Raw genomic sequence first — 23,506 nt, 5'->3', positions numbered from 1 at the left:
GCGATGCTGGCGCTGATCGCGGGGCAGGGGCGGTTGCCGGCGCTGGTCTATGAACGGTTGCAGGCTGAGGGCCAAGCGCCGCTGGTGGCGGAGCTGGACGGGTTCAAGGCGGGAACTCCGGTTTCGGCCGACATCACCTTTCGGCTGGAAACTTTGGGCGGGTTCTTTGACGACCTGGCGGCGCGCGGCGTGACGCGGGTGGCTTTTGCCGGGCGCATTCGCCGCCCGATGCTTGATCCCGAACGGGTGGATCGCCGGACCAAACAGATGTTCGCAACGATAACCTCTGCACTGCGCGACGGCGATGATGGGGCGCTTCGGACAATTCTGAACCTGTTCGCCGACGCGGGGTTTGAGATTGTTACCCTGCCGCAGATCATGCCCGACCTGTTGCCGCCACCGGGCGCGGCCACGAAGAACAAGCCAGACCGCGACGATGACGAAGAAGCGCGGATCGGCATGCGCGTGATCGCGGCCATGGGGGCGGCGGATGTGGGGCAGGCCTGCGTCGTGGCCATGGGCACCGTCATCGCGGTTGAGGCGGCGCCAGGCACGGATTGGATGCTGGAGACACTTATAAAGCGCCCGGATGATCTGCCCCCCGGAGGCCTCCTGATCAAGGCAGCTAAACCGGGACAGGACCGGCGAGCCGACCTGCCCACAATCGGCCCCGCCACGATCCGCGCCGCGGCCGCTGCGGGATTGACCGGCGTGGTGATCGAGGCGGGCAGCGTGCTGGTGATTGACCCGGAAGAAGCCGTGGCCGAGGCGGATCGTCTGGGCCTGTTTCTGTGGACGCGCCTGTCGTGACTTCGCGCGCTTTCGTCATCGCCGGGGAACCGTCGGGCGACCGTCTTGGCGGTGCATTGATGGCGGGCCTGAAGACGCTGGCGGAAATGGAATTCGACGGGGTCGGTGGCAGCGCGATGCAGGCCGAGGGGCTGGTCAGCCGGTTCGACATGAAAGAACTGTCCGTCATGGGGCTGGTCGAGGTGCTGCCGAAGTACCGCCACCTGATGCGACGGGTGGATCAGATGGCAGAAGCGGTGATCGAGGCGCGCCCGGATGTGTTGATCACAATCGACAGCCCCGATTTCTGCCTGCGTGTGGCCAAACGCGTCAAAGCCGCCAGTGATGTTCGCGTCGTGCACTACGTTGCGCCCTCGGTCTGGGCATGGCGGCCAAAACGTGCCGAGAGGATGGTCGGCGTTGTCGATCAGGTGCTGTGCCTGCTGCCATTCGAACCCCCGTTTATGGAGGCCCACGGCATCCGCGCCGATTTCGTCGGTCACCCGGTGGTCGCCGAGCCGCAGGCCAATGCGGGCGAGGTTGCTGATTTTCGCGAACGGTACCGGATCGGCGATGCGCCAATGGTGCTCGCCCTGCCGGGCTCGCGCGCCGCGGAGGTGTCGCGGCTGTCCGAGGTTTTCGGCGCGGCGCTCGGCCAGGTTGTGGGCGCTGCACCCGGGACCCGCGTGATTGTTCCCGCTGCCGCGCCTGTGACCGATGCGGTTCTTGCCGCAACGGCGCGCTGGCCCGGTGAACCGGTTGTTCTGGACCCGCGTGGAATGGATTTGCCGCGAGCTCTGGCGATCAAACGGGCGGCATTTGCTGCTGCGGATGTGGCGCTGGCGGCCTCGGGCACCGTGTCGCTGGAACTGGCGGCGGCGGGCACGCCGATGGTCATTGCCTATGACATGAACTGGATCACGCGGGCGATCATGAAGCGTAAACTGCTGATCGACACGGTGACGCTGGTCAATCTGGTGAGTGAAACGCGGGTGGTGCCGGAATTCATTGGCGCGGATTGCAAGCCCGGCCCGATTGCCGATGCGTTGCGCGCGGTGCTGGCCGACCCGGCGGCGCAGACCAAGGCGCTGGACGTGACGATGGAGCGGCTGGGGCGCGGCGGCGAAGCGCCGGGGTTGCGCGCGGCGCGCGCCGTTCTGGATGAGGTGGGGCAGGGCGGACGCTAGAAACATGGGCGTAACCGGCGGGATGCACTTGGCATGGAGTGGACGCATCACCTATGCAGCGCAAGCAGGGCGCGTGCCGGGCCGGTGGGCTGGCGCTGTGCCATAGAGTTTGAATGATTTATGGCTCGGGTTTGGCCGTCAACTTGCTTGGAAGCACCAAGTTCAGACCAGCGCCTGACCGGTGGGACCGGTCCGGCGCGCGCCCTGCGCCTAACGGCGCGCACCGGGCGCAAGGAGAGCGGCCAACGTCCGCTCCCGGCCACAACAGACCATCATGGTTGTCGCGAAATATCTCGCCGCAACCGCAGGTACACGCTGTCGCACCACTCACCACCAATCTTGATGGTCCGCTCTGCCCGCCCGGTTTCAACAAAACCCAGCTTGTTCAGCAACGCCAGCGAAGGCGTGTTGCGCGGGTCTACGTCGGCGGTGATCGCAGGCAGGTCCATGACGGCGAACAGATACGGGATCAACGTGCCAAGTGCCTCGGCCATCAGCCCTTGCCGCCAGTGATCGCGGTGCAGCAGGAAGCCAATCTCGGGCGCGTTCCAGATGCCTGCCTTGCCGATGATTTGCCCGCCCCTGCGGATTGTGAACTCGCGGGTCGTTTCTGGCGGTGCTTCGGCACTGCGGCGCACCCAGCGCTCGGTTTCTGCCAACGAGGTATGCGGGTTGTCGAAATAGCGCATGACCTCAGGATCTGCGAAAATCGGGGGCAGGCCGGGCGCGTCCGTGGCGACTATCGGATCCAGCGTCAGCCGCGCGGTGGTCAGCGCGTCAGGCACCCCGCCAGATCCAGCCGCCACCCAACACGCGGGTGCTGCCGGTTTCGTAGAATACGCAGGCCTGGCCCGGGCTGACGCCTTCTTCGGGGCTTAGCAATTCGACCTCGGCCTCGGTATCCGAAACGGCGCGCAGGATCGCCTCGCGCGGGGGGCGGGTCGAGCGGATCTTGACCGAGACTTCGCGTTCCGCTGTATCTGCGAATGGCCCGTCGCCCAGCCAGTTGACCTCGCGCACCGGGACGCGGCACGTGGCGAGCATGTCTTTCGGGCCGACAACGACGCGGCGCGCCTCGACATCCAGTTTCACCACATAAAGCGGGTCGGCCAGGCCACCGATGCCAAGACCCCGGCGCTGGCCGACGGTATAGTGGATCACGCCGGGATGGGTGCCCAGAACCCGGCCATCGACGTGCACGATTTCACCCGGATCGGCGGCGCCGGGGCGCAGTTTTTCGATCACGGCGGCATAATCGCCGTTCGGGACGAAGCAGATATCCTGACTGTCGGGTTTGTCGGCAATCGACAGCCCGTGGCGTTCGGCCAATGCGCGGGTTTCCCCCTTGGAGGCGAGCCCCCCAAGCGGAAAGCGCAGGTATGACAGTTGTTCCGGCGTGGTCGAGAACAGGAAATAAGACTGATCGCGCACCGGATCGGCGGCCATGTGCAGTTCCGGCCCCGTCTCGCCGACTTCGCGGCGGATGTAATGGCCCGTTGCCATGCAGTCGGCATCCAAATCGCGCGCCGTTTCCAGCAGGTCGCGAAACTTCACCCGCTCATTACAGCGGATGCAGGGCACCGGGGTTGCGCCTGCCAGATAATTGTCAGCGAATTCGTCGATCACCGCCTCGCGGAACTTGTTTTCGTAATCAAGAACGTAGTGGGGAAAGCCCATATCCTCGGCCACGCGGCGGGCATCGTGGATATCCTGCCCTGCGCAGCAAGCACCCTTCTTGGCCAGCGCCGCGCCGTGGTCGTAAAGCTGCAGCGTCACGCCGACCACGTCATAGCCTTCGCGCGCCAGTTCGGCGGCGACAACCGAACTGTCCACGCCGCCCGACATTGCCACAACCACCCGCGTCTCAGCGGGCGATTTGGCGAAGCCAAGCGAATTCAGCGGGGCGGCGTCGAGGGCCATGGTGCACTCCGGGTTAAGGTGATGCGTTGGAATATAGGAAAATGCCACGCACTCACAAGCGTGCGTTTCATCATGTTTTAAGGCTGTTCGGGCCAGAACATCCGCGTGATGCCGAGGGAGTGAACAAGATGTACCTGCGAAAGATCGAGGGGCCGCGCACGGTCGAGATACCGGGTGGAAAACGGATGAGCCGGGCCGACCTGCCCAATCCGCGCACCCGTCGTTGGGTTGCCAGCCGCAAGGCGGCGGTGATTCGGGCGATAGATTGCGGTTTGATCAGCCGGGATGAGGCGATGGAGATCTATGCCTTGTCCGATGAAGAGCTTGACGGATGGGCCGCCGCGGTGCGCAAACACGGCGAAAAGGCGCTGAAAGCAACAGCGACACAAAAATATCGTCAACTCTAAAGCGTTTCGGCTTGAACCTGAATCGCGAGGGATTCCCTTGAGACCTGATCTGTGATTCATCCTGTTTGGGAGGATGGATCATGTCAGCACCTTTGCCATCTGCGCTTCGGATACGGTTTCAGAGATACATTGAAGAAGGGTTGAGCGGGCGCGCGGCGGCGTTGCGGTTGAAGCTGTCGCCTGCCACAGGCGCGCGGTGGGCGCGTCAGGTGAGGATGAAGGGTCATGCGGAACCTGCCCGGCAGGGACCGCCGCGCGGCAAGGGAAAGCTGGCTCCGCATCGGGAATTCTTTGAGGAGTTGATCGCACAAGACCCTGACATCACGCTCTTTGAGTTGCGTAATGCGCTGGCCGATGCAGAGGGTGTGCGGGTGCATCACTCCTCCATCGCCAACCTTCTGTCCCGGCTCGGCTTCACGTACAAAAAAAGTCGCTGGTCGCCACCGAGCGCCGCCGCGCCAAGGTAAGGCAGCAACGGGCCGACTGGTTCAGATACCGCTCGCCAGCCATTGCGACCTTTCCTGAGCGCGTTGTCTTTATTGACGAAACCGCAGTGAAGACAAACCTCACGCGCCTACGCGGCAGAGCCAAGCGCGGTAAGCGCCTGACGATGGATGCGCCCTTCGGAAGCTGGGGAACCCAAACCTTGATCGCGGGCCTGACCCAAGGCGCGCTGATCGCACCTTGGGTCATCAAGGGAGCGATAGATGGCCCCGCCTTCGCGGCCTACATCCGCGAAGTGCTGGTCCCCGAGATCAACCCCGGCACTGTCGTCATTCTCGACAACCTGGCAACCCACCGGAATAAGGAGGCGACGCAGGCTTTACGCAATCACGGCTGCTGGTTCCTTTACCTGCCACCGTACTCGCCCGACCTGAACCCCATCGAGCAGGCCTTCTCTAAACTGAAAGCCCATTTGCGACGGATCGGGGCCAGGTCCTTTACCCAGGTCTTCGAAGCAATCGGAGCAATCTGCGATCTCTACGACCCAGTAGAATGCTGGAACTACTTTAAGGCCGCCGGATATGTCTCAGGTTAATGTCGAAACGCTTTAGGGGGAACATGCCGTCCGTGGTACACCGGTAACCTGCAATTAACCTTTTGACGCAAATATTCGGCCTTATGTATCAAACGCACCAGGGGGGTCGGTGAAATGACTCCACATGGTACGCGCGGTGCGGCAAGATCGGCAGATGATTTCGGAATATGTCGCGCTCTATTTCAAACGTGTTCTGGCCCCTACTTTCAGGCTTACGGATGTGTTGGGCGTACTTCTGCCCCCAATAATTGCTGCGTATCAGGCTTATCGTGGCACTCCGATGTTGCCTGATAGCGGTCAAGACGCATTCGTTTTCATCGGCTACATTGCCGTTGCAGTTCTAGGTTTGCGCATTCTTGCAACCCCATACTTACTCTGGCGTGACGATCAGGCAAAGATCGGGGGGCTGACTCAAAGGATAAACGATCTAGAAGATATCCCCGCATCTGGCGCTCGTGACGCCGCGCGCGAGGCGCGAAAGCGTTTGGCCCACGACACTGCGACAATCCTAAGTATCGCCCAACAGTGGATTAGTCAGCCGCATCTGCCAGACATGGCGAACCCCTGGGAAATATTCTCAGAGATAGCAATCAAGCCATGTGCGGACCAGATTTTGTCAATGAATGTAAAGACTTCGTACAAGTCGCCAAAATTCTATTTTCCGCAGATCAAGTTTTGGCCGAGGTAATGGAATGCCGTAGGGAATTGGCGGGCCATCACAAGAATATCTCCGAAAGCCTTACTAGACCACTTCCACAGACTTCGCCCCAACTGCTTCTAGACAAAGCAGAAGAAACGACGCTGAGAATCCCCCGCGACTGATTTTGTTGTTTAGGTTTCTCTCGTTTTCCTGAACGCCCAACTCGCTAAGTAGTTCAGCAAGCTGGGAATAGGTCACGCCCCTACGTCTTAGTTCAGCTTTTAAAGCGTTTCGGCTTGAACCTGAATCGCGAGGGATTCCCTTGAGACCTGATCTGTGATTCATCCTGTTTGGGAGGATGGATCATGTCAGCACCTTTGCCATCTGCGCTTCGGATACGGTTTCAGAGATACATTGAAGAAGGGTTGAGCGGGCGCGCGGCGGCGTTGCGGTTGAAGCTGTCGCCTGCCACAGGCGCGCGGTGGGCGCGTCAGGTGAGGATGAAGGGTCATGCGGAACCTGCCCGGCAGGGACCGCCGCGCGGCAAGGGAAAGCTGGCTCCGCATCGGGAATTCTTTGAGGAGTTGATCGCACAAGACCCTGACATCACGCTCTTTGAGTTGCGTAATGCGCTGGCCGATGCAGAGGGTGTGCGGGTGCATCACTCCTCCATCGCCAACCTTCTGTCCCGGCTCGGCTTCACGTACAAAAAAAGTCGCTGGTCGCAACCGAGCGCCGCCGCGCCAAGGTAAGGCAGCAACGGGCCGACTGGTTCAGATACCGCTCGCCAGCCATTGCGACCTTTCCTGAGCGCGTTGTCTTTATTGACGAAACCGCAGTGAAGACAAACCTCACGCGCCTACGCGGCAGAGCCAAGCGCGGTAAGCGCCTGACGATGGATGCGCCCTTCGGAAGCTGGGGAACCCAAACCTTGATCGCGGGCCTGACCCAAGGCGCGCTGATCGCACCTTGGGTCATCAAGGGAGCGATAGATGGCCCCGCCTTCGCGGCCTACATCCGCGAAGTGCTGGTCCCCGAGATCAACCCCGGCACTGTCGTCATTCTCGACAACCTGGCAACCCACCGGAATAAGGAGGCGACGCAGGCTTTACGCAATCACGGCTGCTGGTTCCTTTACCTGCCACCGTACTCGCCCGACCTGAATCCCATCGAGCAGGCCTTCTCTAAACTGAAAGCCCATTTGCGACGGATCGGGGCCAGGTCCTTTACCCAGGTCTTCGAAGCAATCGGAGCAATCTGCGATCTCTACGACCCAGTAGAATGCTGGAACTACTTTAAGGCCGCCGGATATGTCTCAGGTTAATGTCGAAACGCTTTAGGAGGTTCTTGGCCTTTGCTTCATACTCGATGTTGACTGGGTCATTTTTCTTCATGTTTCACCTATATCATCACTTTTAATGGTATAGACCATTGAATGTGACTATACAAGTATCCATATCCAGTGAGTAACAACACCGGATATGATGACAATGGCCCAACACTTCCTTCTCTCAGCAGCAGCCCGGACACTCTCTCTGCGTTCGATCTACAAAGCTGGCGAGGACGTGGCCTATGAGACGTTCGGGGTGGTCACGTCTGTCAGAGTTGACGGCTAATACAGCACCAAAAAACGCATCTGTCCCTTGTTGCTGTGCCAGCCCGCCGGTCGGGCGCACGCGCTGCTTAGGACGGGCGTTCATCTTCCGGCATCGGTGCAGATCAAATGAATGAAGCTGTTAAAGAACTGCAGCACCAACCCTCTGCCCCGGCGGACCCCGCCTTGGGGCGATCATTGGCCTTCGGGCATTGTTGCAGGCTGAATGGACGGCGCTTTGGCGTTTTAATGCCCGATCGCAGATTCCAGTCAAACCAGGCGACAACTCAACCGGTGGTGCCGACCAGTTCAGCCGCGCCCCGTGATACCGATTGGCAAAGCGCCACTGCGGCGGTGACATATGCGCCTTAGCGTTTGGCGCTTCGCGCGTTGCGTTCGGCGACCACAAGAATTTCGCGTGTTTCGGCCAGAACCTGTTCACTCACGAATTTGGCTGCCGTGACCTGCAGGGTTTGTCCGCCGGGCGTGACCGCGCGATCCCGGGGCGGTGGCGCTGCGACGAAATGATAGGTCAGGATACCGCCCACCGGCACGCCTTCGTTCACTTCCAACAGATCGACCCCGTAGTAGCCGGTCGTCGGCGCGCTGCCTGAAACGCGGATCAACGCGCCGCCTGGTGACGGCTCGATCTCTAGCGTCGTGACCTGCTCCATCAGCGGGCGCGGGTCGCGCCGCCGGTCACGCGCTTCCAGCGGGGTCAGCATCTCGACATCTTCCGAGGTCTTGAACATGTTCATCGGGTTCAGCGCGCTAAGGCCGCCGCTACACCCGGTTACTGTCATCGCACCAACCAAAACCGCAATCGTGTGAATTCGCATTGCCAGCCTTCCCCTTTTCCGCCCATTGGCGTAGCCCATGGCGCGGGTTTTGAAAAGACCAAGAGGCCGCATCGACCACAAGGAAGGCAAGCAATGGCCAGTGCTGCGTTTGAAGACATCGTCGAAACCTTCGATTTTCTGGACGACTGGGAAGACCGCTATCGTCACGTGATCGAGCTTGGCCGCGCCATGCCCCCCCTGGATGAGGCATTCCGCGTGCCTGCCACCAAGGTCGACGGCTGCGCCAGCCAAGTTTGGCTGTTGCCCAAGATCGACGCAAACAATTTTGATTTCCAGGGAGAGAGTGACGCGATGATCGTGCGCGGGCTGATTGCCATCCTGCACGCGCTTTATTCCGGGCTGACCCCGGCGCAGGTGCTGGATGTGGACGCGGGGGCCGAATTTGCGCGGCTGGGCCTGACCGATCACCTGTCGGCGCAACGCTCTAACGGATTGCGCGCAATGATCGAGCGTATTCGCCTTCTGGCCTCGGACGCCTCAGCCTAGGGGTGCAAGGGCCGCTGACAGATCACCGTATCCGGTGAAACGCCGTTCATAGTCCAGCCCCAGACGACTGGCCAAAGCCTCGGCCCGCGCGTCCAGATCGGCATCTTCGACCTGCGCCAGATAGACCAGTTTTTCGTAGTTGCCGAAGTACATTTCCAGCAACTCGGGGTGCTTTTCCAGACCCAGCGGCTTCCAGACGAAGGCGTCGAACTGTCGGGCCAGGAAATCGGTCAGGTAGAAGGACGTGATTTCGTCCCGCGCAGCGAAGTGGTCGAGGCCATCGTAGAACGCATAACAATGCGGCCCCTTGACCATCGACACACCCAACCGATCGCAGGCGGCCTGCAACTGCCCGCCGGTGCCACAATCGGCGTAGACCACGAAGATCTGATCGTAATCGCGCTGATGCTTTTCCACTGCAGCCTCGACCCCCGGCACGATCCGTTCGGGATGGTTGTGAAAGATCGCCGGCAGACAGGTCAGATCCATATGCGTCCAGCCGTTCATGTCGCGCAGGGCCACAATCTCTCGGGCGAGGGCGCCGCAGGCGATCAGCAGAACGCGGCCTCCTTGGTCCGGGGCCAATCCATCCCGTGTCAGGATCTGATCGGGGGGCAGATTGGTCAATCGTCCACCTCTGGCTTGCGTTTTCGCGCGCGTCGGGCGCTCCAGCCGCGTACAACCAACGCGACAATCAGCGCGCCGGCCAGGACGCGCGGATTGATCTGTTTGTCGGTGTAGCCGCCGACAAACACCGCCAGCCAGATCGTCAGCGCCGCGCCAACCAGCACGATCGCAAGCGTTATCAGGATACGCGATATCGGCATGAGTTTCCCCCTGCCACCTATGTCGGTGCTGACGCCCGGCGGCGCAAGCCCTGCCGATGTCAGCCTGCGGCCAGTTCGTTGTGTTTGCGTGCCATGAATTGTTTGGCAGTTTCGACGGCGACAGCGGCGTCACGACAATAGGCGTCGGCGCCAATGGCCTTGCCAAATTCCTCGTTCAGCGGCGCGCCACCCACCAGGATGATATAGTCGTCGCGAATGCCGGTTTGGACCATCGTGTCGATGACCACTTTCATATAGGGCATCGTGGTGGTCAGCAGGGCTGACATACCCAGGATATCCGCTTCTTCCGCGTCCAGCGCCTCCAGGTATTTTTCGACGGCGTTGTTGATGCCAAGGTCAACGACTTCAAAGCCCGCGCCTTCCATCATCATACCGACCAGGTTCTTGCCGATGTCGTGGATGTCGCCCTTGACGGTGCCGATCACCATCTTGCCCATGCGTGGCGCGCCGGTTTCGGCCAGCAGTGGCTTCAGGATTGCCATGCCGCCCTTCATCGCGTTGGCGGCCAGCAAAACTTCGGGCACGAACAGGATGCCGTCCCGGAAGTCATCACCGACGATCTTCATGCCGCCGACCAGTGCCTCGGTCAGAACGCGGTATGGCTGCCACTTGCGCCCCAACAGGATGTTGACGCCTTCTTCGATCTCTTCTTTCAGACCATCGTAGAGGTCGTCGAACATCTGCTTGACGAGTTCTTCGTCGTCCAGGTCCGCCAGAATGATGTCGTCATCTTCGTCGGCCATGTCAGGTGTCTCCATCGGGCTTTCGATCCGTGATGAACCTGTTGGCGTGAAAGGACAATGTTGAATGCGACATAGGTAGGGTTAGTCCCGACCTGCGGGCGGATGTGGGCTTGTCTATGTTCTTTGTTTGTTCTATTTTGCCCGTATGGAAGCAGAAATTCCCATAGCCGGAGAAAACCGAAAGGGCCGTGCGGCGACCAGCAACCGGACCAATCGGTTCGAGCCCTATTCGATGATAGCCGTGGATGACGGCTGGGATCGCGACGAAGATTTGCCGCCGCTGCGCACCGAAGTCAGTGATGAGATCCCGCGCAGTGTGATTACAAAAAACACCTCGCCTGACCTGAGCTTTGATCGTTCGATCAATCCTTACCGGGGCTGCGAACACGGCTGTATCTATTGCTTTGCGCGCCCAACCCACGCCTATCTGGGCCTGTCGCCGGGGCTGGATTTCGAAACCCGTCTGGTGGCACGGCCTACGGCGCCGCAGGTGCTGGAGGCGGAATTGGCGCGCAAATCCTATCAGCCATCGACGATCGCGATCGGGACCAACACAGACCCCTATCAGCCGGTCGAGCGGGATCGGGGGATCATGCGCGGGCTGCTCGACGTGCTGAACGCCCACAACCATCCGGTCGCCATCGTCACCAAGGGCAGCTTGATCGAGCGGGACATCGACATTCTGTCGGATATGGCGGCGCGTGGGCTGGTGCGGGTCGGGATATCGGTCACAACGCTGGACCGGAACGTGGCGCGGGCGATGGAACCCCGCGTGCCACCCCCGGCGCGCCGGGTCGAGACGATCCGCAAGCTGAGTGCTGCTGGAATTGAGGTGCGGGTCATGGTCTCGCCCGTGGTGCCGGGGCTGACCTGTCATGAGGTGGAGCCGATTTTGGCCACCGCGCGGGCGGCGGGGGCGGTCGCGGCAAGCTCGATCATGTTGCGCCTGCCGCGAGAGGTCTCACCGTTGTTCCGTGACTGGCTTGAGGAACGATTTCCGGGGCGGGCGGCCAAAGTCATGGGGCATGTGCGCGACATGCACGGCGGTAAGGATTACGATGCAGAGTGGGGCAAGCGGATGCGGGGCAGCGGGCCCTATGCCGCGATTTTGCGCGCGCGCTTTGAACTGGCCTGTCGCCGGTTGGGCTTGGTCGAAAGATTGGCGCCGCTGCGTACCGACCTGTTTGCGGTGCCTGCGCGGGCGGGGGACCAATTGTCTTTGTTTTAGGATTGGAAGGGGCCTCGCTACGTTCGGGGCAGCCTTCGGCGTGCGTAGTTTGACAGGCTGAGAAGGCGTGTGGGAGTCAGCCCCGGCGTCGTCCCCGGCGCGGGGCGGGTGCGTTGCCGTCGGTGCCGTCGCTGGGCGAGGAAAAGCCGCCGAGCGCCGCTTCGATGGCGGCCAATTCCGGGCGCGGGCCGGGCGGGCGGGTTTCCAGTGCGGTGCGCATTTTGACCAGGTGATCCGGCGTCGTTCCGCAGCAGCCGCCGATAATCCGGGCACCGCTGTCACGCGCCAGGACCGCATAATCAGCCATCAGGTCAGGCGTGCCGTCATAATGAATATGGCCGTCGACATACTTCGGGATGCCCGCGTTGCCCTTGGCGACCAGCGGCAGGGGCGCCCCGGCGTCGGCAAATCCGAGCACGGTTCGCAACAGGTCCGACGCGCCGACCCCGCAATTTGCGCCAAACGCCAGCGGCGGGTGATGCAGCTTGCCGACCATGGCAACCATCGCTTTCGAGGTTAGCCCCATCATCGTGCGCCCGGCGGTATCGAAACTCATCGTGCCGACCCAAGGCATACCCGCCAGCGCCGCCGCTCTGGAGGCTGCGCGGTATTCTTCCGGCGCGGAAATCGTTTCAACCCACAGGACATCCGCGCCGCCGTCTTTCAGGCCCTCGGCCTGTTCGTGGAAAATTTCGGTTGCGTCGGATTCCGACAGCGGGCCAAGGGGCTCCATGATCTCGCCCGTTGGGCCAACCGATCCGGCGACAACCACGGGGCGGCCCGCCTTGTCGGCCAGGTCGCGGCCGATTTCGGCGCCTGCGCGGTTCAGCTCGGCCACGCGGGATTGGGCGTTGTGCAGTTTCAGGCGCGCGGCGTTGCCGCCGAATGTGTTGGTCAGGAACAGATCAGACCCGGCCCCGATTGCCCCGGAATACAACGCGCGCACCTTGTCGGGCGCGTCCACGTTCCACAGTTCGGGCGCATCACCGGCCTGCAGCCCCATGTTGAACAAGGTTGTGCCGGTGGCGCCATCGGTCAGGATCCAGTCGCGGCTGGCCAGCATATCGGAAAGGGCATTGGTCATCCGCGCGGCATGTCACGTGTTGCGCCTGCACGCAACGACCGGAATTCTCATGAAGATGATGAGGTGAATTCACGTTAATGAACGAATCGCAATTTGCCGAAATTACAAACTATTATAGAATGTGTTTAGTGTGAAATGTGAAGTTCGGAAAGTTCAGCATTCTCTGCGACGCAAAGTTCGCGGAGCGGTGCATGCGAATGGTGGACCCGGCCGAGCGGTTTCATGATCATTTTCGCGCGTCGCGGATGGCGGGGCGCAAAATGTTGCGGGCATCATGCCGGATGACACAATTTGGGCCTTTCGGACGCGCGCGGTCCATGCGATAGGAAAGCGCCAAACGAACCCCTCCGCAAAAGGATGCATCCCATGGAGATTCGCGAGGCCCTGACCTTTGATGATGTGCTGCTGGTGCCGGGGGCGTCCAGCGTTTTGCCCTCCACGGCGAATACAGCGACCTGGGCAACCAAGGACATTGCGCTGAACATTCCGTTGCTGTCCTCGGCCATGGATACGGTGACCGAGGCGCGGATGGCCATCGCCATGGCGCAGGCCGGTGGCATGGGCGTGATCCATCGCAACCTCGACACGGAATCACAGGCGCGCGAGGTTCGGCGCGTCAAACGTTTCGTTTCCGGCATCGTTTACAACCCGATCACCCTGACCGAGGATCAGACGCTGGCGGATGCCAAGGCATTGCAATCACGCTATAATGTCAGCGGCTTTCCGGTTGTCGGCGGCGACGGGCGGGTCGTTGGGATCGTCACCAACCGGGATATGCGGTTTGCGCGCGACGACGCGACGCCGGTGAAGGTGATGATGACCTCGGACAATCTGGCGATGCTGACGGAACCGGCCGACCTGGATGAGGCGCGCAGCCTGATGGAGGCGCGGCGGATCGAAAAGCTGCTTGTCACTGATGGCAAGGGCAAGCTGACCGGGTTGCTGACGTTGAAGGATTCCGAACAGGCGGTGCTGAACCCGGCGGCCTGCAAGGATGCCCTGGGGCGGTTGCGGGTGGCGGCGGCCACCACGGTCGGGGACGCGGGGTTTGAGCGTTCTGCGGCGATGGTTGAGGCGGGCGCGGATATGATTGTGATCGACACCGCACACGGCCATTCCGAAGGCGTTGCGGCGGCGGTGAAACGCGCCAAGTCGTTGAGCAATCAGGTACAAATCGTTGCCGGAAATGTCGCCACGGGCGAGGCGACGAAAGCGTTGATTGATGCCGGGGCCGATGCGGTCAAGGTCGGGATCGGGCCGGGATCCATCTGTACGACGCGGATGGTGGCCGGGGTTGGTGTGCCGCAGTTGACCGCGATCATGGACTGCGCTGCGGCGGCAGGCGATGTGCCGGTGATCGCCGACGGCGGCATTAAGTATTCGGGTGATTTCGCTAAGGCGATTGCGGCGGGCGCGTCCTGCGCAATGGTTGGCAGCATGATCGCAGGCACCGATGAAAGCCCCGGAGAAGTCATTTTGTATCAAAGGCGTAGCTTTAAAAGTTATCGTGGTATGGGAAGTTTGGGCGCAATGGCGCAGGGGTCTGCGGATCGGTATTTTCAGAAAGATGCGGCCTCGGACAAACTGGTGCCTGAAGGGATCGAGGGGCAGGTGCCCTACAAGGGATCAGCCGCGACCGTGGTGCATCAGATGGTTGGCGGACTGCGCGCGGCGATGGGCTATACCGGTTGTGCGACGGTGGACGAAATGCGGCAGAATTGCCGGTTCGTGAAGATCACCGGTGCGGGCCTGAAAGAAAGCCATGTCCACGATGTGCGGATCACGCGTGAAAGTCCGAATTATCGAATAATGTGATTGTGTACAGCAAATTGCGGGTTGAAGCGGATTTTATAAATGAGCTGTAAACTGCACAAGGTGCCGGCGGCATGACACCCGGGGCGCGGGTCGCTGCGGCGATCGAAATTCTGGACGCAATCCTATCCGGCGCGCCGGCTGAGCAGCAGTTGACACGCTGGGCGCGCGGCCATCGTTTTGCCGGGTCCGGTGACCGGGCTGCGATCCGGGATCACGTGTTTGATGCCTTGCGGCGACGACGCTCTGCCGCGGCGCTGGGCGGGGGCGAAAGCGGTCGCGCTGTGATGATTGGACTATTACGCGCTGACGGGGCGGATCTGGACGCGCTGTTCACCGGCCAGGGTTATAGCCCGCCGGTTCTGAGTGATGCCGAAAGGGCCGTGCCGCCCCAGCCCACAGGTGCCGCTGCGCTGGATTGCCCGGAGGCGGTGGAAGCAATGTTGCGCGAATCGCTCGGGCCAGAGTTTGAGGCGGTGATGGAGCTGATGCGGACGCGCGCGCCGCGGATGGGGTCGTGGCGCGGCCGCACTTATTGTCGAAGAACGCCCTGGAAGTGATTGACAACACGCGAAAAATCCGATCAAGTCAGGCGTTTCTGGACGGGCTGGTCGAGGTGCAGGATGCCGCGTCGCAAGCGGTCAGTGATCTGGTGCCCGTCGCCGTGGGCAGCCGCGTGCTGGATTACTGTGCCGGTGGTGGGGGAAAAACGCTGGCGCTGGCCGCGCGCGGTGCAGACGTGACGGCCCATGACGCGAACCCGGAACGGATGCGCGATCTGGCCACGCGCGCAATTCGCGCGCAACTTCAGGATCGCATCGTAACAGACTTTAATACATCGGTTAAATTTGATGTGGTGGTGACGGATGTTCCCTGTTCCAGCACCGGTGCCTGGCGGCGAAACCCCGATGCGAAATGGCGTCTTACCCAGGCCGGTGTCGCACAGTACGTAACGACACAGCGGCAGATACTGCGTCAAGTGGCCCCGATGGTCGCCGATGGCGGAACACTGGCGTACATCACATGCTCGCTCCTCGACGCAGAAAACCGGAGCCAGATCAATAACTTCCTGGATGCGCACCCGGATTGGCAGTGTGACTTTTCACGCGCGCTTAGCCCGCTTGAGGGCGGTGACGGGTTTTTTATTGCGTTGCTGCGCCGCAAATCTGCTTAGCTGGTGACAATTATTGATTGTGCAGCAACAGGCTTAATCGCCCATTAACTGTTATTCGGTCTGGCTATTGTGGATATGAATTTTCAACTGCGAGGCGCGGTGGAGCGGACAGATCCTTCGAACAAGGGCGGATTGCGCGGCAATACGTTGCAGACGGCCGCGCGGTTGCAGCCCGGCGCGGCGTGGCTGTTGCCGGTTGCGGCGGCGCTGTTCGGGGCGGCGATGATGGCGCCGCAACGTTGGATCTCGCTAGGTGGGCTGGCCGGTGGCGCGGCGCTGACGATGCTGGCGCTGTTGTTGATGATCCTGGCGCGGCAACGCTCTTTGATATTGGGCGATCAGGATGCGACAATTCTGACGCTGATCGCGGAGGAGGCCGACCCGGTCTTTGCCACGGATGCGCGCGGCGCCATTCGGGTGCAAAATCGAGCGGCGTTGCGCAGGTTCCGGGCGGAAAACGGCGGTGCGCTGGTGGCCGCACTCGACGCCCATGTTGCCGCGCCCGAGGCGATGTTGCGCCGCCTGTTGGAGACTGCTGCAAGCAAGGGATCCGCGCAGGAAGATGTTTTGCTGCGGCGTGGTCATCTTGGCATCGCGGTGACGCGCGTCGACCCAGAGGCGTTTTTGTGGCGTGTTGTTGAACAGGCGGACACCGTGCGTTCAAGCCGGGGCAGTGACGCAATCAGCTTGCCGATGCTGACGGTTTCGCGCTCGGGCACGGTGCTGTTCATGAATGAGGCGTTGAAACGCCTGATCGGCAGTCGCCAGGCGGCGCTGGACCGGATCGTCAATGATCTGCCGATCCGCCCCGGCGGCGTGCACGAGGTTGCCGGGACCGAGGGGCCATTGCAGGCGACGGTCGTGGAACTGGGTGTCGGTGCGCGGCGCGAGTTGTATTTCGTTCCATTAACGCGCGACGAGCCGGTCGATGACGGGCAATTCCTCGACGCGCTGCCTGTGCCGCTTCTGAAGATTGACGCGTCGGGCGCGGTGCGGCACGCAAACCGGCAGGCCTGTGACCTGCTGGCGGTAAACATGGGCGTAGATGCCAAGGATCCGGAAGCTGGCATGCCTCTGAAATCGCTGGTCGAAGGGCTGGGCCGTCCGGTCGAAGACTGGCTGGCGGATGCGGCCAAGGGGCGCGGGCTGGGCCGCCCCGAAGTGGTTCGCGCCACCCGCCCGGAGCATGAGACTTACTTGCAGATATCGCTTGGGCGCGTGGCCGCGGGCGATGGGCTGTCGCTGGTCGCAGTTCTGCACGACGCGACCGAGTTGAAGACGCTGGAAGCGCAGTTCGTCCAAAGCCAGAAGATGCAGGCGATCGGCCAATTGGCGGGCGGCATTGCGCATGATTTCAACAATCTGCTGACACCGATATCAGGGCATTGTGATCTGCTGCTGTTGCGTCACGATGCCGGCGATCCTGAATATGCCGATCTTATCCAGATCACCGAGAATTCGAACCGGGCGGCGAGTCTGGTCGGGCAGTTGCTGGCGTTTTCGCGCAAGCAGAACATGACTCCGCAGCAGCTGGATCTGCGCGATACGCTGACTGACCTCACGCATCTGCTGAACCGGCTGGTGGGAGAGACGGTCAGCCTGACACAGACATTTTAGCCTGGCCTGAAACGGGTGCGCGCCGACAAGCGGCAGTTTGAACAGGTGATGATGAACCTGGTGGTGAACGCGCGCGATGCGATGCCCGAAGGGGGCGAAATCCGCGTTGCGGCCACGGTCGAGATTCTGTCGCAGAAGCTTGAGAGGGATCGCGCCAGCGTGCCGCCCGGCGAATACGTGGTTTTGCGGGTTTCTGATGAGGGTGGCGGCATCGCGCCGGATCAACTTCCCAAGATATTCGAGCCGTTCTTCACCACCAAACCAACGGGCAAGGGCACCGGGCTTGGGCTGTCGACGGTCTATGGAATCGTCAAGCAATCGGGCGGATTTATCTTTGCGGACAGTCAGACCGGATCGGGCAGTTGCTTCACGCTGTATTTCCCGGCCCATGAACATGTGGCCGAAGCCCCCGTTCAGCCCTTGGCCGATGGTCAATTTGGTGTTTTGCCGGACCCGGCGTTGGTGGATCCGGAACCCCAGCGCGCCCTGCCGACCCCGTCGATTGGTGAAACCGTTGCGCCCGAAGCTGCGCATAGTGACAGGCCCGCCGCCCCGCCAGAAGTACCGGCCGAGGCACGCCCTGGCGCATCGCCAGACGACGCGGAAGAAACCCTGCGGCGGGTCGCAGACGCGGCTCGCGAAAGCGCAGAGGATGCAGCAGATGCCGCCCAACCCGAAACATATCCTGCGCGGCAGGCCAGTGACGGTTTGATTCAGGCGGGCAACGGTGAGGATGCCATACCCCGGCGCAATGCGTCCGCCGACAACCTGTTTCGTCAGATCGAAACGGCGGCAGGGTCTTCTGCGCCTGACAAGGATGGGCCTGAGGTGACCGATGGGGCCGATGCCGTCGTGCTATTGGTTGAGGATGAAGCGCCGGTCCGGGCCTTCGCCTCGCGCGCATTAAGGATGCGCGGATACCAGGTGATCGAGGCCGAGAATGCCGAGGAAGCGCTTGAAATGCTGGAGGATTCGGCACTTGAGGTTGATGTATTCGTGACCGATGTGATCATGCCCGGAATGGACAGGCCGGGCTGGGTCAGCCAGGCGTTGAAACAGCGCCCGGACACGCGTGTTGTGTTCGTATCAGGCTATTCCGAGGATTCCGTGGCAGACAGTCGCGCCAGGATTCCGAACTCGGTCTTTTTGCCGATTGTGTTGAAAAACTCCGTTTTAGGGCCTGAACGATGATTTTTCTTTCCATGCAGCCCGATCCTAAATTTTTGGCGCGGGGGTCGGCCCAAATCGCCTACATGCGCTCACGCGCAGCCATGCGCTGTCTCGTGGTCAAAGCTTTCCGACTATTTCGCTTCATAGGTTTTCGCAAGAAATCCGCGACGCTCTGATTTCGGAGTTTTTCAACACAATCTGCCCAAGCCATTTTCCCTGACAGATTTGACCGCAACCGTGCGCGACCAGCTGCACTGATTCTTTTGTAACCTACCGATCCAAAACGGTTTTCTTGCAGTAACGATGCGTTAACCTATTCGGGCGTTTACTGAGATAGAAAAATTTGTAGTTGCTTTGTTCGCTTTTTGATCTCATAAGCCAAATTAGAACAAAAAGCGAATATCAGCATCATTGCCGCCCCGCGGGTGGTGTGGAATAAGGATCGGAACAGATGGCAACGGCAGAAATCCTCGACATGACCGACAAGCGCTCAGGCGAAAAACAAAAGGCGCTGGACAGCGCGCTGGCCCAGATCGAACGGCAGTTCGGCAAGGGGTCGATCATGAAGCTGGGCGAAGGCCCGGTTGAGGCGATCGAGGCGACGTCGACTGGGTCGCTCGGGCTCGATATTGCGCTGGGCATTGGCGGCATTCCGAAGGGCCGTGTGATCGAGATTTACGGGCCCGAAAGCTCGGGTAAGACAACGCTGACGCTGCATTGCATTGCCGAAGAACAGAAGACTGGCGGCGTCTGCGCCTTCGTTGATGCGGAGCACGCGCTGGACCCGGGTTATGCCAGGAAGCTGGGTGTGAACCTGGATGAATTGCTGATCTCGCAGCCCGACACGGGCGAACAGGCATTGGAAATTACCGAGACACTGGTGCGTTCAGGCGCGGTGAACATGGTGGTGGTCGATTCGGTGGCCGCCCTGACGCCGAAATCGGAATTGGAAGGCGATATGGGCGACGCCCAGGTCGGTGCCCAGGCCCGGCTGATGAGCCAGGCGATGCGCAAACTGACCGGAGCGATCAGCCGGTCAAAATGCACCGTGATCTTCATCAACCAGATTCGGATGAAGATCGGCGTGATGTTCGGCAGCCCGGAAACCACAACTGGGGGCAATGCGCTGAAGTTCTACAGCTCGGTGCGGCTGGACATCCGCCGCATCGGCGCGATCAAGGACCGCGATGAAGTCGTCGGCAATGCAACGCGCGTGAAGATCGTCAAAAACAAAGTGGCCCCGCCGTTCAAGCAGGTCGAATTTGACATCATGTACGGCGAAGGCATCTCGAAAATGGGTGAGTTGCTGGACCTGGGCGTCAAAGCGGGCGTGGTTGAAAAATCCGGCTCGTGGTTCTCTTACGGGGATGAACGGATTGGTCAGGGGCGCGAGAATGCGAAAGTGTTCCTGAAGGAAAACGCCCGGATCGCCTATGAGATCGAGGATAAGATTCGCGCGGCACATGGGCTGGACTTTGACATGCCCGCGCCAACGCCGCCCGTGGCAAGCGACCCGGACGACGTTCTGGAGGGCTGACCGGTCGGAGATGGCCAACTCCGGCAAAGGGCCCGCGTCATTTGGTTTGTGGCAGAGAATATCTGGGAATGGTCGACCGAAAGGTCGGCCATTTTCGTGTGGAGGCTTGTCACATACATCCGGCCCCACGCCTGAAAATGGGCAGCTGATCGCGGCTGCGCAATGCAATCGAGCGTTGGCAGATCGGGGCGCGCTAAGTCGGGCGAACAACTTGCAGTTCTGCGGAACCGGGTGGTTAGGTGAACGTATCCCTTGCTGGTCGCAAGTGGCCGCGGCCCGGTGCGACTGCAAATTTTCGGTCTGCTCGGTGGGGCATGCCGCCAATGGATCGGTAAGCTGGTAACCTCGATAGCAAACGCACCGGAGTGCCCAGTGGACAGCCAAACGGTGCAAGGCTAAACCGGCGCGGAACACCCAGAAATCCGGACCGGACCCAAGATGCCCAGCCTGAACGACATCCGATCGACATTCCTCGACTATTATGCGCGCCACGGGCATGAAGTTGTCGCCAGCTCTCCGCTGGTGCCGCGCAATGACCCGACGCTGATGTTCGTCAACTCGGGCATGGTGCAGTTCAAGAACCTGTTTACAGGCGTCGAAACCCGCGACTATGTGCGCGCCACGACCAGTCAGAAATGCGTGCGCGCCGGCGGCAAGCACAATGATCTGGACAATGTCGGCTATACCGCGCGGCACCATACCTTCTTTGAAATGCTGGGGAATTTCAGCTTCGGGGACTATTTCAAGGGCGATGCGATCCCCTTTGCCTGGGATCTGATCACCAAGGAATTCGGCATCAATAAGGATCGCCTGCTGGTCACCGTTTATCACGACGATGACGAGGCGGCAGACATCTGGAAAAAACACGCTGGCCTGCCGGATGAGCGGATCATTCGCATCGCAACGGACGACAATTTCTGGATGATGGGGCCGACGGGGCCATGTGGGCCGTCATCCGAGATTTTCTATGACCACGGCGACCACATTCCGGGTGGCCCGCCGGGCAGCCCGGATGAGGATGGCGACCGGTTCATCGAAATCTGGAACCTGGTCTTCATGCAGTTCGAACAGTTCGAGGATGGCAGCCGCGCCCCCCTGCCGAACCAGTCGATTGACACCGGCATGGGGCTGGAACGGATTGGCGCGCTGCTGCAGGGGCATCACGACAATTATGACACCGATCTGTTCCGCACGCTGATCGAGGCTTCGGCCAATGCCACAAGCACTGAACCGGACGGGCCGGGGAATGTGCATCACCGGGTCATCGCGGATCACCTGCGCGCGATGTCTTTTCTGATCGCCGACGGGGTTCTGCCCTCGGCAGACGGGCGCGGTTATGTGCTGCGGCGGATCATGCGTCGCGCAATGCGCCACGGCGCGCTGCTGTGCGCGACAGATCCGCTGATGTATCGTCTGGTGCCGACGCTGGTGGGCGAAATGGGGCAGGCATATCCCGAACTTGGCCGCGCGCAGGCGATGATCGAAGAAACTCTGCGCAGCGAAGAAACCCGGTTTCGTAAAACTCTGGACCGCGGACTTCATCTTCTGGATGAAGAACTTGGCAATCTGCCCGATGGTGCCGCCTTTCCGGGCGCGGCCGCCTTCAAGCTCTATGATACCTTCGGATTTCCGCTGGATCTGACACAGGATGCCTTGCGCGAACGTGGCCGATCGGTGGACGAAGCGGGTTTTGATGCGGCAATGGCGGAACAAAAGGCCAAATCACGCGCCAGTTGGGCTGGCTCGGGCGAGGTTGCAGATGCGGCGATCTGGTACGATCTGGCCGACCAGCATGGCGCAACCGAATTCCTGGGCTATGACACGGAAGCTGCCGAAGGGCAGGTGCTGGCGCTGGTACAATCCGGCGCCGCAATTGAAACGGCAGGGCCCGGCGATGAGGTGGTTATCGTCACCAACCAGACGCCGTTCTATGCCGAATCCGGCGGGCAGGTTGGCGACACCGGGCGCGTGACCTGGGAAGGTGGCGCGGCCAAGGTCACGGACACGCGCAAGGTGGCGGATGTGGTGCAGCACGTTGCGCGCATTGCCGAAGGCAGCCTAACCCCCGGCACGGGCGTTGCCCTGCGCGTCGATCATGACCGGCGCAGCAAGATCCGCGCCAATCATTCGGCAACCCATTTGCTGCATGAAGCCCTGCGCGGCGCGCTGGGGGATCATGTCGCGCAGCGTGGGTCGCTGAATGCGCCAGACCGGCTGCGGTTTGATTTTTCCCATGGCGCAGCGCTTAGCCTTGCGGAAATTCGCGGTGTTGAGGACCAGGTGAACGCTTTCATCCGCCAGAACACGCCCGTCGAAACCCGGATCATGACGCCGGATGATGCGCGCGAGATTGGCGCGCAGGCGCTGTTTGGTGAGAAATATGGTGAGGAGGTTCGCGTCGTCTCGATGGGGCGGGCGGACACGGGCAAGGGCACTGACGGGCAGACATGGTCGATCGAACTGTGCGGCGGCACGCATGTGACGCGCACGGGCGATATCGGGCAATGCGTTGTGCTGGGTGACAGCGCGTCCAGTGCCGGGGTACGCCGGATCGAGGCGCTGACCGGGGCGGCGGCGGCTGTGTATCTGACCCAACAGGATCACCGCCTGGCCGAGGCGGCGCTGGCATTGAAAACTCAGGCCGCCGAAGTGCCCGACCGGGTGCGCGCGCTACTGGATGAACGCAAGGCCCTGCAGGCCGAAGTGGCTGATCTGCGCAAGAAACTGGCGACCTGCGGATCGGGTGCTGTGGCCGCGGAAACCGTGAACGGGATCGCGCTGACCGCGCAGGTGCTAAGCGATGTGTCACCCCGCGACTTGCCGGGTATCATCGACGATATCAAGGCGCGCGGGCCGGGCGCCGTGCTGCTGATTGCGGATACCGGCGGTAAGGCGGCCGTCGCTGCCGGCGTGACCGAGGATCTGACCGACCAGCTGAGCGCCATCGATATGGTCCGCGCCGCCGTCGCCGAACTGGGCGGCAAAGGCGGTGGTGGTCGCCCGGCGATGGCACAGGGTGGCGGCAGTTCGCCTGAGAATGCTCAAGCGGCCATCGCCGCTGTGAAAACTCTGATGGAGAACGCAACATGACGGCCCTGTGGATCGCCAACGTCGAGGTCAGCGACCCCGACACCTATGCCAAATACGCCGCCATCGCGACCGAAGCGATTGCCGAACACGGTGGCGTGTTTCTGGCGCGTGGCGGGCGTTATGTTCAACTGGAAGGCAATGACCGTGCGCGCAACGTCGTGGCGCGGTTCCCATCGCTTGAAGCCGCCGTCGAGTGTTACAATTCGGCGAAATACCAGAAGGCGGTTGGCCACGCCAAAGCCTCTTCCGTGCGCGATCTGGTGGTGGTGGAAGAAGGCTGA

General features: G+C 61.3%; 19 protein-coding genes and 3 pseudogenes. 15 read left to right on the top strand and 7 right to left on the bottom strand.

Annotated features, from left to right (window positions below; translation table 11 throughout):
* Positions 1-3 precede the first annotated feature (3 nt).
* Together GKR99_19665 and lpxB are read left to right on the top strand one after the other, a co-directional pair.
* Complete coding sequence (locus GKR99_19665; GenBank protein NKB29648.1) at positions 4-810, top strand: DUF1009 domain-containing protein; 807 nt, start codon at positions 4-6, stop codon at positions 808-810.
* Positions 807-1,976 carry a lipid-A-disaccharide synthase gene (lpxB, locus tag GKR99_19660; protein ID NKB29647.1) on the top strand — a complete coding sequence of 390 codons (1,170 nt, stop codon included), beginning with the start codon at positions 807-809 and terminating at the stop codon, positions 1,974-1,976. The genes GKR99_19665 and lpxB overlap by 4 nt, the downstream gene beginning before the upstream one ends.
* A gap of 272 nt (positions 1,977-2,248) precedes the next feature.
* Here lpxB and GKR99_19655 read toward each other — a convergent pair whose 3' ends face one another.
* Together GKR99_19655 and mnmA are read right to left on the bottom strand one after the other, a co-directional pair.
* Positions 2,249-2,761 carry a GNAT family N-acetyltransferase gene (locus tag GKR99_19655; protein NKB29646.1) on the bottom strand — a complete coding sequence of 171 codons (513 nt, stop codon included), beginning with the start codon at positions 2,759-2,761 and terminating at the stop codon, positions 2,249-2,251.
* Positions 2,754-3,896 (bottom strand): tRNA 2-thiouridine(34) synthase MnmA, encoded by a 1,143-nt coding sequence (gene mnmA, locus GKR99_19650; GenBank protein NKB29645.1) that lies wholly within the window; start codon positions 3,894-3,896, stop codon positions 2,754-2,756. The genes GKR99_19655 and mnmA overlap by 8 nt, the downstream gene beginning before the upstream one ends.
* Positions 3,897-4,024: 128 nt before the next feature.
* Between mnmA and GKR99_19645 the strand changes: the two genes are divergently transcribed.
* From GKR99_19645 to GKR99_19630, 4 genes and pseudogenes are all read left to right on the top strand, one after another.
* Positions 4,025-4,303 (top strand): DUF1153 domain-containing protein, encoded by a 279-nt coding sequence (locus GKR99_19645; GenBank protein NKB29644.1) that lies wholly within the window; start codon positions 4,025-4,027, stop codon positions 4,301-4,303.
* Between the two features lie 80 nt (positions 4,304-4,383).
* Positions 4,384-5,342 (top strand): annotated as a pseudogene (locus GKR99_19640) (IS630 family transposase).
* 124 nt (positions 5,343-5,466) lie between these two features.
* Positions 5,467-6,030, top strand: coding sequence for a hypothetical protein (locus GKR99_19635; GenBank protein ID NKB29643.1), 564 nt, complete (start codon positions 5,467-5,469; stop codon positions 6,028-6,030).
* 317 nt (positions 6,031-6,347) lie between these two features.
* Positions 6,348-7,306: pseudogene (locus GKR99_19630) on the top strand (IS630 family transposase).
* A gap of 638 nt (positions 7,307-7,944) precedes the next feature.
* Here the strand turns inward: GKR99_19630 and GKR99_19625 are convergent.
* Positions 7,945-8,415 (bottom strand): hypothetical protein, encoded by a 471-nt coding sequence (locus tag GKR99_19625; protein ID NKB29642.1) that lies wholly within the window; start codon positions 8,413-8,415, stop codon positions 7,945-7,947.
* 93 nt (positions 8,416-8,508) lie between these two features.
* Here GKR99_19625 and GKR99_19620 point away from each other — a divergent pair, with 93 nt between their 5' ends.
* Positions 8,509-8,922 carry a cysteine desulfuration protein SufE gene (locus GKR99_19620; protein ID NKB29641.1) on the top strand — a complete coding sequence of 138 codons (414 nt, stop codon included), beginning with the start codon at positions 8,509-8,511 and terminating at the stop codon, positions 8,920-8,922.
* Here GKR99_19620 and GKR99_19615 read toward each other — a convergent pair.
* The 3 genes from GKR99_19615 to GKR99_19605 all read right to left on the bottom strand — a co-directional run bounded on the left by GKR99_19615 (position 8,914) and on the right by GKR99_19605 (position 10,513).
* Positions 8,914-9,429, bottom strand: a complete 516-nt coding sequence (locus tag GKR99_19615; protein NKB29640.1) for a DUF1638 domain-containing protein — start codon at positions 9,427-9,429, stop codon at positions 8,914-8,916. The two genes, GKR99_19620 and GKR99_19615, sit on opposite strands and share 9 nt — an antisense overlap.
* 116 nt (positions 9,430-9,545) lie before the next feature.
* Positions 9,546-9,749 carry a hypothetical protein gene (locus GKR99_19610; GenBank protein ID NKB29639.1) on the bottom strand — a complete coding sequence of 68 codons (204 nt, stop codon included), beginning with the start codon at positions 9,747-9,749 and terminating at the stop codon, positions 9,546-9,548.
* Positions 9,750-9,808: 59 nt separating this feature from the next.
* Positions 9,809-10,513 carry a cobalamin-binding protein gene (locus GKR99_19605; GenBank protein NKB29638.1) on the bottom strand — a complete coding sequence of 235 codons (705 nt, stop codon included), beginning with the start codon at positions 10,511-10,513 and terminating at the stop codon, positions 9,809-9,811.
* 145 nt (positions 10,514-10,658) lie between these two features.
* Between GKR99_19605 and GKR99_19600 the strand changes: the two genes are divergently transcribed.
* Positions 10,659-11,741, top strand: coding sequence for a PA0069 family radical SAM protein (locus tag GKR99_19600; GenBank protein ID NKB29637.1), 1,083 nt, complete (start codon positions 10,659-10,661; stop codon positions 11,739-11,741).
* A gap of 76 nt (positions 11,742-11,817) precedes the next feature.
* Here the strand turns inward: GKR99_19600 and bmt are convergent, their stop codons facing one another.
* Positions 11,818-12,825 carry a betaine--homocysteine S-methyltransferase gene (gene bmt / locus GKR99_19595; protein ID NKB29636.1) on the bottom strand — a complete coding sequence of 336 codons (1,008 nt, stop codon included), beginning with the start codon at positions 12,823-12,825 and terminating at the stop codon, positions 11,818-11,820.
* Between the two features lie 366 nt (positions 12,826-13,191).
* Between bmt and guaB the strand changes: the two genes are divergently transcribed.
* The 7 genes and pseudogenes from guaB (at position 13,192) to GKR99_19560 (ending at position 23,506) form a co-directional block, all read left to right on the top strand.
* Positions 13,192-14,640, top strand: a complete 1,449-nt coding sequence (gene guaB / locus GKR99_19590; GenBank protein NKB29635.1) for an IMP dehydrogenase — start codon at positions 13,192-13,194, stop codon at positions 14,638-14,640.
* Between the two features lie 71 nt (positions 14,641-14,711).
* Positions 14,712-15,811 (top strand): annotated as a pseudogene (locus tag GKR99_19585) (RsmB/NOP family class I SAM-dependent RNA methyltransferase).
* A gap of 75 nt (positions 15,812-15,886) precedes the next feature.
* Positions 15,887-17,428, top strand: a complete 1,542-nt coding sequence (locus GKR99_19580; GenBank protein NKB29634.1) for a PAS domain-containing protein — start codon at positions 15,887-15,889, stop codon at positions 17,426-17,428.
* 48 nt (positions 17,429-17,476) lie between these two features.
* Entirely contained in the window at positions 17,477-18,619 is a 1,143-nt protein-coding gene (locus GKR99_19575; GenBank protein NKB29633.1) for a response regulator, read from the top strand.
* Positions 18,620-19,049: 430 nt separating this feature from the next.
* Complete coding sequence (recA, locus tag GKR99_19570; protein ID NKB29632.1) at positions 19,050-20,135, top strand: recombinase RecA; 1,086 nt, start codon at positions 19,050-19,052, stop codon at positions 20,133-20,135.
* A 438-nt stretch (positions 20,136-20,573) separates the two neighbouring features.
* Complete coding sequence (gene alaS / locus GKR99_19565; protein ID NKB29631.1) at positions 20,574-23,225, top strand: alanine--tRNA ligase; 2,652 nt, start codon at positions 20,574-20,576, stop codon at positions 23,223-23,225.
* Complete coding sequence (locus GKR99_19560) at positions 23,222-23,506, top strand: DUF1330 domain-containing protein (GenBank protein ID NKB29630.1); 285 nt, start codon at positions 23,222-23,224, stop codon at positions 23,504-23,506. Before alaS ends, GKR99_19560 begins: the two co-directional genes overlap by 4 nt.

This window comes from Paracoccaceae bacterium (genome assembly GCA_012103375.1).
Classification (GTDB): Bacteria; Pseudomonadota; Alphaproteobacteria; order Rhodobacterales; family Rhodobacteraceae; genus WLWX01.
The sequence above is the reverse complement of the archived record's forward strand: the minus strand, read 5'-3'. Positions and strand labels throughout refer to the sequence as shown.